A 16,637-nucleotide genomic window follows, 5' to 3' on the forward strand; every position below is an offset into this window, starting at 1 on the left:
TATTCAAATTTTCAATTAATTAACTTCGTATTGTGCTACGTTTTGCATAGCAAAACCATTTACTTCATAAAAAAAACAACAGGAGAAAACCCTGTTGCTTACTTTGTTTCACGGTGTGTAGTTGAACGTTTTTCTCTTGAGCAGTACTTTTTAAGCTCAAGACGATCTGGATTGTTACGTTTATTTTTTTTAGAAATATAGTTACGATCTCCACATTCAGTGCAAGCTAATGTAATATTCACGCGCATGTGTATTTCCCTCCAAACATATTGACGTTTTCACATAGGACTTTTCTATAATAGCATTTTTTCTATGCAAATGCTAGTCTGTTTTTTGAGAAATATCATTATAAAATTCAACTATCCATCAGGAGATTTATAGGTTGTTTATCATCCACCTATTATTTCATTATTTCTCAAAACAAAAGCTGTTGTGTGGGATTATAGCCTGTAAAACCCGGGCAAAACACTATTATTAATCGGGAAGTGCAGAGAGTAGTTGATCATGCATAAACAATGCTTCCTCTTTCGTCTTTGTATGGATGACCCAAGCGACTGCTTCAATACATTCATCAGGTTGAATTTCCGGTTCCAAGGAAAAAATGCTGCTCACTTCTCCTTTTGCAAGCGGTGAATAGGAAAGAATTCCGTCTTTAAGCGATTTAAAACAGCCATACTGATACAAGCTTCCTTTCCCTTGAATACAATACTGCGAGATTCCCTTTCCTTTTACAAGCCCACCAAGCAAGGCGACTGACTTTTTGCCAATGTGTAAGATAGCCTTCTCACCTGGGCAATAAAAGGCAACATTTTGAGGATCCCGCATGTTTTCATAATGAAATACCATTTTAGGTGATTTTAAAAAAGCAGATGTATTTTTTATCGTACATCTCACAAATGAGATATGCTGTTTTGAAAAAGATTGGATCAATGAGCGCATTTTCCCCCCTGAATTGACAGCCATTTCTTCTTCAGAATACCAGTCAAATTCTCCGTCAATCCATATGCCGGTTTTTAATTGCTTCTGGAAACCATATGACTCATTTCCCTTTGGTAATGTTTCGTAAGCAGATAATGTGTTCATCATGATTCTCTCCTTTTCAATAAATGTAAGCGCTTCAATCTATCAGTACAAAATGAGACCTACAACCTTAAAGCTGTGCGTCCGTTCAATAGTTAGAATAATCAGTTTTTTATTACTCTAATGGTAGCACTGAATAGCATTCCGTACAATAAACGCATTTTGTCGAATTTCATGACTCCTTTTCCTTCTAAGTAAAATAGTAAAAAATTTTTTCTATAACAAAGCATTTTGTTTTTTTTAAGTTGAATTCGACAACGTTTCAGACAAATACCGGTTTATTTTTTATTATTATGCTCAATGTTTCGGAAACTTGCCCAAATTTGCAAAAAAATGTGGTAAATTAAGAAAAGTGACTGAACGGTTAACGCCAATTCCCTTTGTTTTTACCGTCCTTGAACAGCATCCTTTGCTCAATGAATGGTCTATTTATCGAGATATCAGGATAATTAAACAAACAAATGACCCAATTAATAAATACTGAGGTGAACGTATGGAATATCTACTAATTGGTCTTTTTACATTTTCGATTATTCTTTTACTAATTTCCTTCTTCAAAAAAGATCATGTAAAACTTGAAGAAGAAATGGAACAAATGGCCATTACGCATATGCAAGAAATGTATCAAATTAAAAAGAAAATAAAAATATTGGAAGAAGAACTACTTATTCAAGAAACTCCTTCATCGTATGCAGTACAACAACCAACCAACACTGTATTACAGATCAATGAAATTCTTAAAAGCCAGGTGCTCTCACTATATCACCAAGGAGTATCTCTTGAGCAAATAGCCAAACAATCTACCTTATCAATGGATACGGTCATCACTGTCATTGAAGAAGCAACAAAAGCGAGGATCAAAACATGAATAAATCTACAATTCGAGCATTTGCAGCAGGAATCATATTCACTTCTGCTTTTGTTGGAGGCTATTCATATGTACTCCCTGTTGAAAAGAATACCCATCTAACAGTTGATGAAGCTATAAGAATCGTCGAACAAAGCGGTTACAAAATCCAGACTGCTGAATCTGACCAAAAAGAACTTGTAAGCAAGCCCGAACAGGTTAGTAAGCCTATATCTAAAGCTGAACCTGAATCAATAGAGAAACCTTCCACTATTACTTATACGTTAATCGTAGAATCTGGGATGACACCTGAGAAAATAGCTGAAGTACTAGAAAAAGAGGGTATCCTTGAAAATGGTGTAGTGTTTCTCCAATACTTAAAAGAAAATCAATTAATCAAACGTATTCAAATCGGACAATATACATTTACACCTAATATGGAAATTACGGAAATTGTTAAAAAGCTGACTGAATAGTGAATACAAAAAAGAGGATGTCGTTACATCCTCTTTTTCATTAACCAAATCTTCCACTAATATAATCTTCTGTCCGTTTGTCAGTAGGGTTTGAAAAAATCGTTGTTGTATCACGATATTCGACAACCTCACCGCTTAAGAAAAATGCCGTACGGTCTGAAATACGTGCAGCTTGCTGCATATTATGCGTAACGATGATAATACTAAAGTCCTTTTTTAGTTCCTGTATTAGTTCCTCTACTTTTAATGTCGAAATAGGATCCAAAGCGGAAGTAGGTTCATCCATCAAGATTACATCCGGTTCAATGGCAAGGCAACGTGCGATACAAAGACGCTGTTGTTGTCCCCCTGAAAGACCATAGGCATTCTCTTTAAGACGGTCTTTCACCTCATCCCAAATCGCTGCACCACGTAAACTTTTTTCAACAATTTCATCAAGAACCTTCTTATTTTTGATTCCATGGATTTTGGGTCCGTAAGCAATATTTTCATAAATAGACTTTGGAAATGGATTTGGCTTTTGAAATACCATTCCTACTTGAGTACGTAAATCTTCCACTCCATATGATTTATCAAGAATATTACGACCTCTATATTGAATTTCACCAGAAGTTTTTACCCCAGGAACCATCTCAATCATGCGATTTAGCGTTTTAATATACGTTGACTTACCACATCCTGATGGGCCAATGATAGCTGTAACTTCATTTTCATATAAATCCAAGTTGACGTTTTTTAGCGCATGTGTGCTTCCGTACCATAAATTCAAATCGGTTGTTTTATAGACAAATTCTTTTTCTATATGTGTCATTTGAGTTTTTTCATCCTGTTCACTTTGGGATCTTAATAATGTAACATTCATTTGCTGTTTCCTCCCTTAATATCTTTTCTGGAAATGATTTCGAATGAATACCGCTATCGAATTCATCAGGATTAATAAAACAAGCATAACAAGAATACCAGCCGCTGCTACATCTTGAAATTCTGTTTGAGGACGGGATGTCCAGTTGTAGATTTGCATAGGTAATACAGTGAATGTGTCCATGATTGTTTTAGGTAAAAAGGCGACGAACATCGGAATTCCAATAACGATAAGCGGCGCAGTTTCACCAATCGCTCTCGATAGAGCCAAAATCCCCCCCGTTAAGATTCCAGGAATCGCAGCAGGTAATACAACTTTTAAAACAGTTTGCCACTTCGTAGCTCCCATCGCAAAAGATGCTTCCCGTAGTTCTTTCGGCACAGATCGGATTGCTTCTTGTGAAGCTACAATAATGACAGGAAGAACGAGAAGGCTCATCGTTAATCCTGCTGCTAACACAGAACGCTCTAATGCTAATGCTCTAACGAAAATGGTAAGCCCCAGTAGTCCAAAGACAATCGAAGGGACACCAGCAAGATTGGAGATATTAAGTTTAATGAATGATGTGAATTTATTTTTTTGCGCATATTCTTCTAAATAAATCGCTGTTCCGACACCAAGTATTAACGAAACAGGAGCCACGACCACCATAAGCCAGATTGTACCAATGAAGGCAGCCTTAATTCCTGCATTTTCCGGTCTTCTTGATGCGAAATTTTGGAAGAAATCCAAATCTATATAGCCAATTCCTTGGGTAATAATTCTGTAGAACAATACTCCGAGTACTAACAATCCAAACAATGTAGAAAGGAAAAACAATCCTTTAAACATTTGGTTTCTGATAATTCTACTCGACATTTGTTTTGCAATGATTTCTTTATCTACTAACTTTTGCATTAATATTCCTCCTTAAACTTTCGTGTGATGAACTGTGCAAACAAGTTCATAAACAGTGTAAAGAGGAACAAAGTCATTCCTACTGCATATATACTATAATAAATGGTCGTTTGATACCCAGCATCACCTGTGCTCACCTGAACAATATACGCCGTCATCGTCTGAATGGAAGATGTGACGTCAAAACTAGCATTCGGTGTTGAACCACCTGCTACTGAAACAATCATCGTTTCACCAATTGCTCGAGATAATGCAAGAACAACTGATGCAGTAATACCAGATACTGCTGCGGGTAAAATGACCTTAATTGTCGTCTCTAATTTAGTGGCTCCAAGCGCAAAGGCTCCTTCGCGAATTGAACGTGGTACAGACGACATGGCATCCTCTGATAAAGAAGCAACCATTGGTGTAATCATAATTCCCACGACAATCCCAGGGCTTAATGCATTAAATGTTTCAAGACTTGGAATCAACTGTTTTAATATTGGCGTAACAAATGTCAGTGCAAAAAATCCATACACGATAGTAGGGATACCAGCCAATACTTCTAAAATTGGTTTTATGATTCTACGTGCTTTTTCAGAAGCATATTCACTCAAATAAATGGCTGTTGCCAAACCAATCGGGACTGCAACAACCGCTGCAATTCCTGTTACTTTTAAAGTACCCACAACGAGCGGCATAATTCCAAATGATGCATCTGTCGCAGAAAATGGATACCATTTTTTATTTGTGAAAAATTCAATAATTGATACTCTGTCAAAAAAAATAAATGTTTCAAATATTAATGTGAACACAATGCCAATCGTTGTCAAAACCGATAGCACCGCTGTTAATAAAAGTAGTCCGGGAATTAACTTTTCAAAATTAAAGTGATTTTTTTTCTTTAATCGTTTCTCTGTTATCATTTGCTGCACTGAGTATTCTTTCTGGTTACCGCGTGGCAATCTGAAAACCCCTTTCATCATAGCCAAAAGGATGGCGGGTTCATCCAGGTTGTACCCGCCATCTTTTCATTTTTTGTTATTCTTATCTAACTAAACTTATTTTGTAAGTTCAGCAAGTTTTTCTAAATCTTTTTTATAATCTTCTTCAGGTAAGCTGATATAACCAACTTCTTCTGCCATTTTACCTGCATTTTCAATTGCGAATTTTGTGTAATCTGCAACTTGTTCTTTTTCAGCTACTGCTTTATTAGATACATATGTGAAAACTGTTCTTGAAAGTGGTGCATAGTCCCCATTTCCAATTGTTTCATGAGTTGGTTCAACTGGACCATTTCCATTATCAATGCTTACATCTTTAAGCTTGTCTTGGTTTTCTGCGTAATAAGCATATCCAAAGAAACCAATCGCATTTTTATCACCTGATACACCTTGAACAAGAATATTGTCATCTTCTGAAAGTGTTGCATTTGAAACAATTGGTGCATCCCCTAAAATTACTTCGTTGAAATAATCATATGTTCCTGAATCTGTACCTGGAGAATAGAATTTAATTTCTTCTTTCGGCCACTCTGGACGGATATCAGACCACATTTTTGTTTTGCCGTTATCTACCCATAGCGCTTTTAATTCTTCCACTGTCAAGTGGTCTACAAAATCATTATCAGGGTTAACTACAACTGTTATCCCGTCAAATGCTAATGGTAATTCAGTATATTCGATTCCGTTTTTATCAAGCTCTGCTTTTTCTTCATCTTTCACTGGGCGAGAAGCATTGCTTAAGTCTGTTTCTCCTGCAATGAATTTCTTAAATCCGCCACCAGTACCTGAAAAACCAACAGATACTCTTACATCTGGCTGAACTGCTCCGTATTCTTCAGAAACAGCTTCCATGATTGGGTATACAGTAGAAGAACCATCAATAATAACTTCTCCAGAAAGTTTTGCACTTGTGTCCCCAGTAGTACCAGAAGTACTTTCTTCTTTAGTAGTGTCTGAGCCGCATGCTGTTGCTACAGCCAATACTCCAGTTAACATTGCTGTTAAAGCGAAACCTTTAAACTTCTTCATTTACTTATTCCCCCTGATATCTTCATTGTTTGTTTCTACAAACTAAGATTACTATCTTACTGTTAACGAACATTAAACCATTTGTAAATTTTGCGTAAACTTCTGTACGAATTTTGTAAACAGCCAACAAGAATTGAGTCGAATTAGCGAGAAAAAACAATTCTATTCGTTATTTATGCCCGCTTTTACAGATAGATATTTATGTGCACGACAGTCTACTCCCAATCCAACGATGAAAAAAGTTCAGGTTCTCAAATTGGTCACCATATGAAGGTGGCGGTCCGGAGCTAATTTTTGCGAAGTTCAGTCCCTTTTCCAAAGAAAAAAGGCCTGACACCACAGACTCTATAAATAGTACAATGTTCGATGTACTATCTATAGGTCGTGAAGTCAGACCTTTTTCAGATTTTCTTTTACCAAATGTTTATTCGTTATTTTGATTTATTTCCGCCTGCTCTTGTAGAACTTCCTTACTATTAGTCACCTTCGTCTCTGAAGTCGCCTCTGTTTGACCTGCCTGTTGGCGAGTTTTTTTCAAGTCGAAATAAGTATCTAGAGCAAATTCAGCCAATTTTCCATTCAAGCCATTACTAGCATGACCTTGATAAGCCCAAGGAACAACCACTGCAAAAGCAACTTCAGGATTCTCTGCTGGTGCAAAGCCAACCATGCTAAGGCTCATAGTCGCTTGAAGTTCTTTATATTTATCTTTGTTTGGTCCATCATAAAATGCTTGGGCCGTACCTGTTTTGGCACCTACCGTATAAGGTTTATGACCAAAGTATTTATATGCAGTTCCCCCCTGTTCCATGGCAACCAATTTAAAGCCATCCTGAACTCGCTTAATCCAGCTATCCTTCATATCTAGCTTATTAAGTACTTTTGGGGTTATTTCGCTAACTACTGCACCAAGTTCTGTATTATCATCAACAGGATCGTGTATTTCTTTCACCATATGTGGTTCCATTCGATAGCCGCCATTGGCAATCGTTGACACGTATTGGGCTAACTGCATCGGAGTATAGGTGTCATACTGTCCAATTGATAAATCGAGCAATTTACCCGGAAGTGTTTCAGTTCCTTTGTACCCAACCATTTCATTCGGTAAATCAATACCTGTTCTCGCACCTAGCCCAAATTGGGCAAAAGAATTTCGCATCGTATCAAAAGTGCTTGGGGGAATATTCAGCCCCCTGCCTGGAACATACTCTGCTCCAGCTATGGCAATCGCTGTTCTAAACATATATACGTTAGAGGATTTTTTCAAAGCTGTTAAATCATTTATATTCCCCATATTTGTATATGAACCTTTTGAAAGGTTTTTAATATTTAACCTTGTATCGTAGAAATACGTATTTGGATGAATAGCACCGGTTTTATATCCAGTCAATATCGTTGCACCTTTTACACTAGACCCAACTGTATAGGAAGATGATATATTACCAAGTGCATAATCATTGATCGTTGGTCTACCTGTTTCCTTATCAATAGCATATTGCTTCCCAGCCATTGTCAATATTTCACCCGTTTTCGGATCCATTAAAACAACAAAGGCCCGATCGAGGAATTTCGTATTACCTGCTTTTTTAGCCTGAAGTAATTGTTTCTCAATTTCATTATCAATTGCTTGCTGAAGATCCATATCAATAGTTAAGACTAAATCCTTCCCACGCTGTCCTTCAGATACAATTTGGGATTCAACAACATTTCCACCCTTATCTGTAATATTCTTCACTTTCGCTTTATTGCCTTGAAGCACGTCTTCATACTGTAATTCGAGATAGCTTTTCCCTACTCGGTCGTTCCGGCTATACCCGCGAGAAAGGAAATAATCAAGACGTTCACTCGGTAAACCTTCGTCTGATGATGATACTTTACCGAGGACGGATTTCAATGTTTGACCAAAAGTATATGTTCGATCCCAGTCCGTTGTAATGTTTACACCTGGCAAAGAATCAAGATTTTCACTTACCCGTGCGAATTCTTCCTCGGTCACATCTTTGTTTTTAACAATTTGTGGTGTTAGTGCATAGCCGCTTGAGAATTCACGGTAAATGGCAAGCACTTCAAGCTCGGCATCTGTAAAAGAATTGATTTCTTCCTCGGTAATTCTCTCAATTTGAAGCTTGTATAAATCTTTTTGTTCAAGTTCGCCTTCGGTAACCTTTTTTCGATCGGCATCGGTAATTTTCGCTTCGGCTTCATCCGGATGTTTAAGGATCCAGAAATCTTTTCTATCTCGTAGCGTTATTTTATCCGTTTCTTTATTAATTAGTTTTGCTAGTTTTTCTGCAGTGTCTAGCATATCCGTTGCTCTTGTACCCTGGCTTCTCGTATAAGTAATAGCGTCCAATGGCTTATTGTCGACGATCACGTTTAAATTTCGATCATACATTTTCCCACGAGGAACTGGATTGTTCACTGTCACTTCTTCCGTTCTCTCAATTTCTCTTTTATAATCATCCCCATAAACAATTTGAACAAGTCCAAGACGGAGAATTAGTACTGAAAATAATAGAAAAACAGCAAAGAAAAGTAGATTTAATCGTAAAGGAACATGAGTCTTTTTCTTCTTTTCTTTTGACACGCTAAGCCACACATCCTCTTCTAAAAATAGTAATCTATCTTATTTTATATAACTTGAAAGAGAATATCTAGTTTATTTACTGCTTATTTATTTTGTCTTACAGGTGTTTTGGCTTCTCTCTAGAATTGATGTACTTATTAGTGCCAGAATGTTTTATTACGAGCTGAATTTCCTCGAGCAGGAACTAAAAATGCGTGGGGCCTACTTTCATTAGCAGTAAAAAGGGCGTAGACCTCGCGTTTTATGTTATTAAAACCTTATTTATTCGCGAGGTCTAGCCCTTTCTCGTCATTCGTATATTAAGCAGGGTGGTCCATCTGAATTTTTCTAACAAATAAATAAATAATTGTATGTCCTGATCCAACGATCAATAAAAAGATAGGTAAGCTTTTTACCGGGTCAAAATAGATGACAGTGAGGATAAAGCTCGCAATAGAAACAATTCGACCAAGCAGGATGTAGAGTTCTCTTACTACAATATATTCAATCCTTAACTCTGCAGCCTGCCATGCACGACCAATAATATCGTAAGTTAAAGACATATACGGTACAAGTAGAATTGGATAAGCAATCGCGATCGTCGCCGCGTAAAAAAGCAGCTTGGCATAGGTAACATCGAAAGCAATTAAGAACACGCCTGCATATAAGAGTATTCCGCCAAGCAAGATTGATTTCTTCCTCATTTTTTGCTTAATATATCTTGCCGCGAAATAATAAGCGATAAACGAAAGGATTGAATTCACCATACTGTAATTTCCTAATGCTAGTTCACTTCCCGTTTGAATGAAAACAAAAATCGAGACGACAAACATAAATGTTCCTTCACGCAAACCTTGGAAAAAATGTGCATACGTAATTTGACGCCAATTATCATTATTTTTCCTTTCTTTAAGTGTACGCAAAAATAAGTATTTCCCATGTGCTGGCCGTCTTTCTAAAGAAAAACTAAAATATACCGCTATCGCAAATAATAACAATGATACAGCGAAAATTATTGTGTACCCTGTAAATTTTTCCATCTTGGAAATGATAAAGCCCGCGAAAATAGGTCCGATTATTCCTCCTGCAGAAGTAAGCAGTCCTAAAAAGCCATTGAAAAAATCACGTGTTTCTGGTTCTGTAATTTCAAATGTTAACACATTAAAAGCAAGCCAGTAAAACCCATACCCTATTCCAAGTAATCCACCTAGTAGGATTAGAAAATGAGTGGCCTGTGTGCCAATTAAGAGAACAGCTAAATAAAAAGCAGCTAAAAATATTACACCAAGCCTCAAAACTATAACCCGGTCCACCTTTTTGGCAATTCTTCCAGCAAACACAAATGTGAACGGCTGAAAGAGTGCCACGGACAAATTATAAATGCCGATATCCACGTATTCTCCAGACTGCTTCCAAAGAAATACATTTACAAACGTATTTGAGAGCGCAATACTCATGCTGTATAGTCCGCCGATAATTAGCAAAATCCGTAAATCCCGATTAATCTCCAAGTCTCCAGTCCATTTTTTTATAATGCCCATATTTTAACTCTCCTTTAATTACTTTTATAGTGTTTGAAAAACAATGGACATTTATTTAAAGGAGAGGTTATTTCAAAATTTTTCCTCCAAGTACAAAAAAAAGAGGAGGTCCCGGGTCTGAACCACATCAACTATCTATCGTTTTAAGTCGTGAACATGACACGAAAAACGATGGATAGCGTGTGAGGTCAGACCCTTTTGGGACATCCTCTTTTTTTAATACCCAGCTTATTTTGCTGCGCTGTAACGACTTGCTACTTCATCCCAGTTTACAACGTTCCAAAATGCGTTGATGTATTCTGGACGACGGTTTTGGTAGTTCAAGTAGTAAGCGTGCTCCCAAACATCTAAACCAAGTAAAGGTGTTTTACCTTCCATGATTGGAGAGTCTTGGTTAGGAGTGCTTGAAACTTCTAGCTCACCATTGTTTACTGAAAGCCAAGCCCAACCAGATCCGAAACGAGTTGTAGCTGCTTTAGCGAATTCTTCTTTGAAGCTGTCAAAGCTACCGAATTTAGATGTGATTGCATCCGCTAATTCACCAGTTGGCTGTCCGCCACCGTTTGGTGAGATGATTTGCCAGAATAATGAGTGGTTAGCATGTCCACCACCATTGTTGCGTACTGCAGTACGTTTCGCTTCAGGAACTGCATCAAGGTTCGCGATTACTTCTTCAACACTTTTGCTCAAAAGTTCTTCATTGCCTTCAAGTGCAGCGTTTAAGTTTGTCACATACGTGTTATGATGTTTAGTGTGGTGAATGTTCATTGTTTCTTTGTCGATGTTTGGTTCTAACGCATCATATGCGTACGGTAATTGTGGAAGTTCGAATGCCATAATAAAATTCCTCCCTATGTAACTTTAGTTTTTTTACGATGTAGAGTTGCTCATCTACTGCTCGTTTAAATTAGAATATCAAAGTTTTGGTAACGTTTCAAACGTTATGCTTCAGCATTTACAAAATCTTAATCGGTTAGGCACTGTTAAACTTTCCTGTTGATTTTGCTCCAGGCGTTCGCTTCTAGTGAACGGTCATGAAGTATTCTCGGCATCGCGCCTGTGGGGTCTTCTTTGACTTGCTTCCCCCGCAGGAGTCTCACTCCTTTTTGGTTATTTTTTATTACCATAATTTAAATTAGCCATTTTTTTGATTTAACTTGACAATCGGAAGATTAGTGCAAAACGTACCCACTCATTATAAAACAGTGAACAAGAAGTAAATGACCATAAACAGCTGGATAATACTCTTTGTTACAACACTACCAACAAAACCAATTACTGAACCAAATCCTATTTTTGCTGCTACGACTGGGTTTTTTTGATGTACAACCATCTCCGCAATGACCGCTCCTAAGAAGGGACCAATGATAATTCCTAAGAACGGGATCAGAAACGGGCCTACAAGGATACCGATTGTACTTCCCCATATGCCTGCCTTAGAACCCCCGAACTTTTTCACTCCTGCTAAATTAGCTACATAATCTGCGCCAAATAACAGGAGGACCAATAATATTTGTATAGTCCAGAACCCCCAATTATAAGGCTCAAAGGAGTAAAATATACCATACAACAAAATACCTCCCAATATAAACAGCACACTTGGGATAATCGGGTAGACTAGACCAATAAAGCCGATCATAAACACGATAGCTATTATGAGCCAAAATACGATATCCATTTTCATCCTACTTTCTAAAAACAATCTTTCTGGCTTATTTTACCCATACCTGCTTATCATTGTAAAAATAATTCGTTCAAATTCATTCTATACCTATCTTTAAATGACTTTCAGTTGTGTTCTTTGTGACACCTCGCTAAAATGAAAAAGATATAAAGAAACCATTATATAAAAAGGGCTGTGAAGAATGAATATTTTCAAACAATTTATTTTAAGCTTATACTCACCGAAGAGCATTGCAAGTTTTCGAAACCAAGGAATCGGAAAAACGATCTTGTTCATCTTTTTCCTATCACTCGTTTCCATTATTCCCTCTGGCTATTATTTCAGTACGACAATCTCTTCAAGCATTCCTGCAATTAAGTCAACATTTACGGAAGATTTGCCTGAATTTACAATAAAAAATGGAGTACTTTCTGATGCTAAGAAAGATCCCGTGATTATTGAGAAGGATAATATGACGATTTATATGGATGACAGTGGTGAAATAACTGCCCAGCAAATTGCTCGAGAATCCATTACTGCTATCGGATTTTTACAAAATGAATTAGTCTTCGCTACAGGTGGAGAATTCCAATCGGCGTCTTACTCCTTGCTTGAAGGACAAACTCTCTCAAATAAAGACATTGAAAAGATGCTAGATACAGCTTCATCCATTTTGCCTATAGCATTAACCGTTTTAGTTCTAGCAATGTTCCTGTTTACATCAGCACTGTTGTTCATAAAAGTATCCATCTTTGCTATGTTTAGTTTACTTTTCAACAATTCACTTAGGTTAGGACTCTCCTATCGTCATCTCTGGAGAATTACAGCTTACAGTGTTACATTATCGACCGTCTTTTTTACAATCATGGCTGCCTTCCAAACAGTTGTTCCATTCGGTTCTATCATTAACTGGTTCGTTACTTTTGTCATGTTGTATTTATCTCTAAAAGAAGTACCAAAAAACAAAGATGGAATCGAAAGTATTCGATAAAGTGAAACTTCAATCAGTGGGGGCTGCATCCCCCACCTATCTTTTTTTAGGGAGCTTACTCATTAATTGGAAATACTGCTTCTATACTTTATCTACATCATATGCATTATCATTTCCACCATCATGTTTGATTTAGCCATTGGGCTAAATGAGTCTCTTCAAACCCTTCATACTAATAGATTTTTCCCTACATGCAATATTTCGGCAACTAATTCTTGTAAAAAAACTGCCCAATTTTAGGCATAGTACAAATGGTTTTACATATACATGAAATTAAGTAAAACTTCAATCAGTCGGGTTTTTCTTCATCCCCACTGATGGTTAGTCCCGTCGTTCTACTGTTGATTCCATGAATCACAGATTTAGTACGCAGAGTCCTCATATCTTCGTCTATGTGGCCCACTCCCTATGGGCGCAAACTTTACTTCTGCGTAACTCTCAGTAAGATTCACTTTGTCATAGCAATCGAGCATTTATGGCAAAAAGCGAGGCGACCGAAGTGGGAACGTCTCCTAAGATTGCTCACTTCCTGTGAGCTACGGAGACGCCATCACATTCTGTGATAGCCCGATAAGTATAGGATGGAATACAGCACAGAGTATTACAGCTTATAACCTCGAGGGGCTAGGAGCCGAAACTAGATTGGGCAGTTAATCCCCACCTACGCTTCATCGATTACTCTAAGCCTTGAGGAGGGGACTTGACTTTTCGTTAATGCGGGATTAAGACAAGCTAGGGGGATATCCATGAAAAAAATGCTGCTCTTCTTATCGATATGTTTTACTGTTTTTATCATTTATTACGATCTGACAAATGGAACTCTCCCTACTAAGTCCACTGTGAAATCCATAGAAACTAGTTCCGCTCCTGCTTCAGAAATTATCCCGATTCCATATAAAGAAATTAAGATAAATGCAGGAGATTCATTATTATCTATTATTAAAAAGCAGGAAGGTACACTTCCTCTTTCCATCGAAACCATCATTTCGGATTTTGAGAATTTAAATGGGATTAAGCCTGAAGCCATGCAAATCGGCCATACGTATAAAATTCCTTTCTATAACGAATAATAGAAATTTCACTGAGTCGGCAACTTTTTCTCAAATGATTGTTAATCCGGTTTTTACCGGCAGTTTGACCCTACCTACCCTCTTTGTACCTCACAGGCTTTTAGGTGTGGGTTTGATTTTCGTTCATGCGGTCTAAAAGATTCAATCCTTGTCAACTGACTCATAAGATTGTTACAATAGGTAAAGCGGTCATTAAGACGTACCGAAATATGATTTTTTCCTAAAGGAGAGAATTCCACGTGAGTGAAATAATACATCGAACGAAAACACGCCCAATTAAAGTTGGAAACTTAACAATTGGCGGAAACAATGAAGTAATCGTACAAAGTATGACAACAACAAAAACGCATGATGTTGAAGCAACAGTTGCGGAAATCCTGCGTCTCGAAGAAGCCGGATGCCAAGTTGTTCGTGTTGCCTGTCCTGATGAACGTGCAGCGAAAGCTATACCAGAAATTAAGAAAAAAATTAACATTCCACTTGTCGTGGACATTCATTTTGATTATAAGCTTGCTTTATTAGCTATAGAAGGCGGAGCAGATAAAATCCGGATCAATCCGGGTAATATCGGTCGTCGTGAGAAAGTAGAAGCTGTTGTAAATGCGGCAAAAGCAAAAGGGATTCCCATTCGAATTGGTGTAAACGCTGGGTCGCTTGAAAGACGGATTATTGAGAAATACGGCTACCCTACCGCTGATGGAATGGTAGAAAGTGCACTTCATCACATTAAAATTCTTGAAGACCTTGATTTCCATGATATCATCGTTTCCATGAAAGCATCTGATGTAAACTTAGCCATTGAAGCATATGATAAAGCTTCTAGAGCGTTTGATTACCCGCTTCACCTTGGAATCACTGAGTCAGGAACATTATTCTCTGGAACTGTAAAAAGTTCAGCAGGACTTGGTGCGATCTTAAGCAAAGGTATCGGTAATACGATGCGTGTTTCTTTAAGTGCTGATCCAGTTGAAGAAGTAAAAGTTGCTCGTGAGCTATTGAAAGTATTTGGTCTTGCCTCAAACATGGCAACACTTATTTCATGCCCAACTTGTGGCCGAATTGAAATTGATCTCATCAGTATTGCTAATGAGGTAGAAGAGTATATTTCAACCATTAAAGCACCGATTAAAGTTTCGGTCCTTGGCTGTGCCGTAAACGGTCCAGGAGAAGCGAAAGAAGCGGATATCGGAATTGCTGGAGCACGTGGGGAAGGACTATTATTCCGACATGGGAAAACTGTCCGTAAAGTACCTGAGGAAACAATGGTAGAAGAACTGAAAAAAGAAATCGATCTACTTGCAGAAGAATATTATGCAAAACAACGTGCTGAAGCTGAAGCCGAAGCTGCGAAATAATAAAAAGATAAGGCCTGGAATAATCCAGGCCTTTTTCTTTGCCCCTAATTTCATCCTTTAAAAGAACGGCATGATAAAGATTCCGACGATTATGGAAACAACTCCAACACCAATTGCCCATGCCCCAAGGGTTGATGCTCCTCTTCTACGAGCAATGAATCCAAGGATAATCCCGACAATTCCTAAGATTACTGGCATGAAGAACAGAGAGAGAATGGACACTATCAATGCAAATGCACCAAACCCTGTTCCTGTTTTTCCGTCATGGTCATCACGCTCTCTTACTGAGTATGCACGGTTACCCATTGGTTCAGCAAATTCAGCGGATGTTTCCTCATCATACCGGTGGGAAGAAATGTCTTTCTTCTCAGTTACTACTGGCACCACTGTCTCAGTCGCTACTGGTATAGTCTCATAGCTGCGATTTATGTCTGATATGACTACCTGATCTTCGTCATCCAGTGCCGTTGTATCTAAGTGATTCTCCACTGTCTCAAGCTTTTTGGATTTCCTCTTTTCATCATCCATGCTGGAATATCGATCTTCTTCCATTCGTGCATCCCTCACTTTCGTTTATAGGAGCATTTATAGTGTATGTGATAATCGTCAAAAACCTCATGAAAATTATTTCTTTGCATGGTTACATTTACTAGTGGTACACTTGAAGTTAAATGTAATAAGGAGGATAAATAGCTTGCGCAAACGACTAGGCATTGATATCGATGGGACAATTACTAGACCTGATACATTTGTTCCATATTTAAATAAGGCTTTTCAATTATCACTTACATATGAGGAAATGAATCAATATGATTTTAATCCTTTTGTAAATATTTCCGAAGAAGAATTTTCTAAATGGTTTATCGAGAATGAACCCATTATTTATGCCGAATCCATTCTTGTAGACGGTGCAAAAGATGTTTTGCATAAATGGGCTAATAGGCATGATCTTTACTTTATTAGTGCTAGAAATAATGCAATGTTGGATGTGACTGAAACTTGGTTTTCAAAGCAAGAATTACAATACAATCATATTGAATTGATTGGATCACACGATAAAGTAGCGACTGCGAAGAAATTTGAGGTCGATCTTTTTCTTGAAGACAAACATGACAATGCGGTAGCTATTGCAGAAGAATGCAATATTCCAGTATTATTATTCGATACACCGTACAATCAAGATCCCATTCCTGATGGTGTAATTCGTGTTTACCATTGGCATGAAGTGGAAAAATGGGTGGAGAATTGGTTAAAAGTTTCATTATAATTGCAAA

General features: G+C 37.6%; 17 protein-coding genes. 6 read left to right on the forward strand and 11 right to left on the reverse strand.

Annotation, left to right across the window (positions count from 1 at the left end; genetic code table 11):
- Positions 1–98: 98 nt before the first annotated feature.
- Positions 99–248 carry a 50S ribosomal protein L33 gene (gene rpmG, locus V179_RS0112710; protein WP_028391797.1) on the reverse strand — a complete coding sequence of 50 codons (150 nt, stop codon included), beginning with the start codon at positions 246–248 and terminating at the stop codon, positions 99–101.
- 226 nt (positions 249–474) lie between these two features.
- Entirely contained in the window at positions 475–1,086 is a 612-nt protein-coding gene (locus V179_RS0112715) for a hypothetical protein (protein ID WP_152534730.1), read from the reverse strand.
- 487 nt (positions 1,087–1,573) lie between these two features.
- Here V179_RS0112715 and V179_RS0112720 point away from each other — a divergent pair, with 487 nt between their 5' ends.
- Entirely contained in the window at positions 1,574–1,948 is a 375-nt protein-coding gene (locus V179_RS0112720; protein WP_028391799.1) for a hypothetical protein, read from the forward strand.
- On the forward strand, positions 1,945–2,403 hold the full coding sequence (locus tag V179_RS29130; RefSeq protein WP_051404945.1) for an endolytic transglycosylase MltG: 459 nt from the start codon (positions 1,945–1,947) through the stop codon (positions 2,401–2,403). The genes V179_RS0112720 and V179_RS29130 overlap by 4 nt, the downstream gene beginning before the upstream one ends.
- A gap of 40 nt (positions 2,404–2,443) precedes the next feature.
- On the opposite strand, the gene pstB is transcribed toward V179_RS29130, so the two are convergent.
- From pstB to V179_RS0112765, 8 genes are all read right to left on the reverse strand, one after another.
- Positions 2,444–3,214 (reverse strand): phosphate ABC transporter ATP-binding protein PstB, encoded by a 771-nt coding sequence (gene pstB / locus V179_RS0112730; protein WP_407637249.1) that lies wholly within the window; start codon positions 3,212–3,214, stop codon positions 2,444–2,446.
- Positions 3,215–3,280: 66 nt separating this feature from the next.
- Entirely contained in the window at positions 3,281–4,162 is an 882-nt protein-coding gene (pstA, locus tag V179_RS0112735; protein WP_028391801.1) for a phosphate ABC transporter permease PstA, read from the reverse strand.
- Positions 4,162–5,127 carry a phosphate ABC transporter permease subunit PstC gene (gene pstC / locus V179_RS0112740; RefSeq protein ID WP_034301603.1) on the reverse strand — a complete coding sequence of 322 codons (966 nt, stop codon included), beginning with the start codon at positions 5,125–5,127 and terminating at the stop codon, positions 4,162–4,164. The genes pstA and pstC overlap by 1 nt, the downstream gene beginning before the upstream one ends.
- 78 nt (positions 5,128–5,205) lie before the next feature.
- On the reverse strand, positions 5,206–6,177 hold the full coding sequence (locus tag V179_RS0112745) for a PstS family phosphate ABC transporter substrate-binding protein (RefSeq protein ID WP_028391803.1): 972 nt from the start codon (positions 6,175–6,177) through the stop codon (positions 5,206–5,208).
- Between the two features lie 424 nt (positions 6,178–6,601).
- Positions 6,602–8,764: a peptidoglycan D,D-transpeptidase FtsI family protein gene (locus tag V179_RS0112750; protein ID WP_028391804.1), complete on the reverse strand. Its 2,163-nt coding sequence runs from the start codon at positions 8,762–8,764 to the stop codon at positions 6,602–6,604.
- Positions 8,765–9,063: 299 nt separating this feature from the next.
- On the reverse strand, positions 9,064–10,284 hold the full coding sequence (locus V179_RS0112755; RefSeq protein WP_028391805.1) for an MFS transporter: 1,221 nt from the start codon (positions 10,282–10,284) through the stop codon (positions 9,064–9,066).
- A 228-nt stretch (positions 10,285–10,512) separates the two neighbouring features.
- Positions 10,513–11,121 (reverse strand): superoxide dismutase, encoded by a 609-nt coding sequence (locus V179_RS0112760; protein WP_028391806.1) that lies wholly within the window; start codon positions 11,119–11,121, stop codon positions 10,513–10,515.
- Between the two features lie 358 nt (positions 11,122–11,479).
- Positions 11,480–11,962 (reverse strand): DUF456 domain-containing protein, encoded by a 483-nt coding sequence (locus V179_RS0112765; protein ID WP_028391807.1) that lies wholly within the window; start codon positions 11,960–11,962, stop codon positions 11,480–11,482.
- 187 nt (positions 11,963–12,149) lie between these two features.
- Here V179_RS0112765 and V179_RS0112770 point away from each other — a divergent pair, with 187 nt between their 5' ends.
- The 3 genes from V179_RS0112770 to ispG all read left to right on the forward strand — a co-directional run bounded on the left by V179_RS0112770 (position 12,150) and on the right by ispG (position 15,363).
- Positions 12,150–12,938, forward strand: coding sequence for a DUF1189 domain-containing protein (locus V179_RS0112770; protein WP_028391808.1), 789 nt, complete (start codon positions 12,150–12,152; stop codon positions 12,936–12,938).
- A 746-nt stretch (positions 12,939–13,684) separates the two neighbouring features.
- Positions 13,685–14,008: a hypothetical protein gene (locus tag V179_RS0112775; protein WP_028391809.1), complete on the forward strand. Its 324-nt coding sequence runs from the start codon at positions 13,685–13,687 to the stop codon at positions 14,006–14,008.
- A 248-nt stretch (positions 14,009–14,256) separates the two neighbouring features.
- Positions 14,257–15,363, forward strand: a complete 1,107-nt coding sequence (gene ispG, locus V179_RS0112780) for a flavodoxin-dependent (E)-4-hydroxy-3-methylbut-2-enyl-diphosphate synthase (RefSeq protein WP_182501868.1) — start codon at positions 14,257–14,259, stop codon at positions 15,361–15,363.
- A gap of 57 nt (positions 15,364–15,420) precedes the next feature.
- Here ispG and V179_RS0112785 read toward each other — a convergent pair whose 3' ends face one another.
- Positions 15,421–15,750 (reverse strand): DUF4190 domain-containing protein, encoded by a 330-nt coding sequence (locus V179_RS0112785; RefSeq protein ID WP_034301606.1) that lies wholly within the window; start codon positions 15,748–15,750, stop codon positions 15,421–15,423.
- 307 nt (positions 15,751–16,057) lie between these two features.
- On the opposite strand from V179_RS0112785, the gene V179_RS0112790 reads away from it, so the two are divergent.
- Complete coding sequence (locus V179_RS0112790; protein WP_028391812.1) at positions 16,058–16,630, forward strand: nucleotidase; 573 nt, start codon at positions 16,058–16,060, stop codon at positions 16,628–16,630.
- Positions 16,631–16,637: the final 7 nt, after the last annotated feature.

Source organism: Bacillus cihuensis (assembly GCF_000504145.1).
Classification (GTDB): domain Bacteria; phylum Bacillota; class Bacilli; order Bacillales; family DSM-1321; genus Peribacillus; species Peribacillus huizhouensis.

What these genes read in the sequence shown, in the direction of transcription:
- V179_RS0112715 (WP_152534730.1), bottom strand. Translation starts at nt 1,086, where the DNA reads ATGATGAACACATTATCTGCTTACGAAACATTACCAAAGGGAAATGAG.
- V179_RS0112760 (WP_028391806.1), bottom strand. Translation starts at nt 11,121, where the DNA reads ATGGCATTCGAACTTCCACAATTACCGTACGCATATGATGCGTTAGAA.
- V179_RS0112720 (WP_028391799.1), top strand. Translation starts at nt 1,574, where the DNA reads ATGGAATATCTACTAATTGGTCTTTTTACATTTTCGATTATTCTTTTA.
- V179_RS0112770 (WP_028391808.1), top strand. Translation starts at nt 12,150, where the DNA reads ATGAATATTTTCAAACAATTTATTTTAAGCTTATACTCACCGAAGAGC.
- V179_RS0112775 (WP_028391809.1), top strand. Translation starts at nt 13,685, where the DNA reads ATGAAAAAAATGCTGCTCTTCTTATCGATATGTTTTACTGTTTTTATC.
- V179_RS29130 (WP_051404945.1), top strand. Translation starts at nt 1,945, where the DNA reads ATGAATAAATCTACAATTCGAGCATTTGCAGCAGGAATCATATTCACT.
- pstC (WP_034301603.1), bottom strand. Translation starts at nt 5,127, where the DNA reads ATGAAAGGGGTTTTCAGATTGCCACGCGGTAACCAGAAAGAATACTCA.
- pstB (WP_407637249.1), bottom strand. Translation starts at nt 3,214, where the DNA reads ATGACACATATAGAAAAAGAATTTGTCTATAAAACAACCGATTTGAAT.
- V179_RS0112765 (WP_028391807.1), bottom strand. Translation starts at nt 11,962, where the DNA reads ATGGATATCGTATTTTGGCTCATAATAGCTATCGTGTTTATGATCGGC.
- pstA (WP_028391801.1), bottom strand. Translation starts at nt 4,162, where the DNA reads ATGCAAAAGTTAGTAGATAAAGAAATCATTGCAAAACAAATGTCGAGT.
- V179_RS0112745 (WP_028391803.1), bottom strand. Translation starts at nt 6,177, where the DNA reads ATGAAGAAGTTTAAAGGTTTCGCTTTAACAGCAATGTTAACTGGAGTA.
- V179_RS0112755 (WP_028391805.1), bottom strand. Translation starts at nt 10,284, where the DNA reads ATGGGCATTATAAAAAAATGGACTGGAGACTTGGAGATTAATCGGGAT.
- rpmG (WP_028391797.1), bottom strand. Translation starts at nt 248, where the DNA reads ATGCGCGTGAATATTACATTAGCTTGCACTGAATGTGGAGATCGTAAC.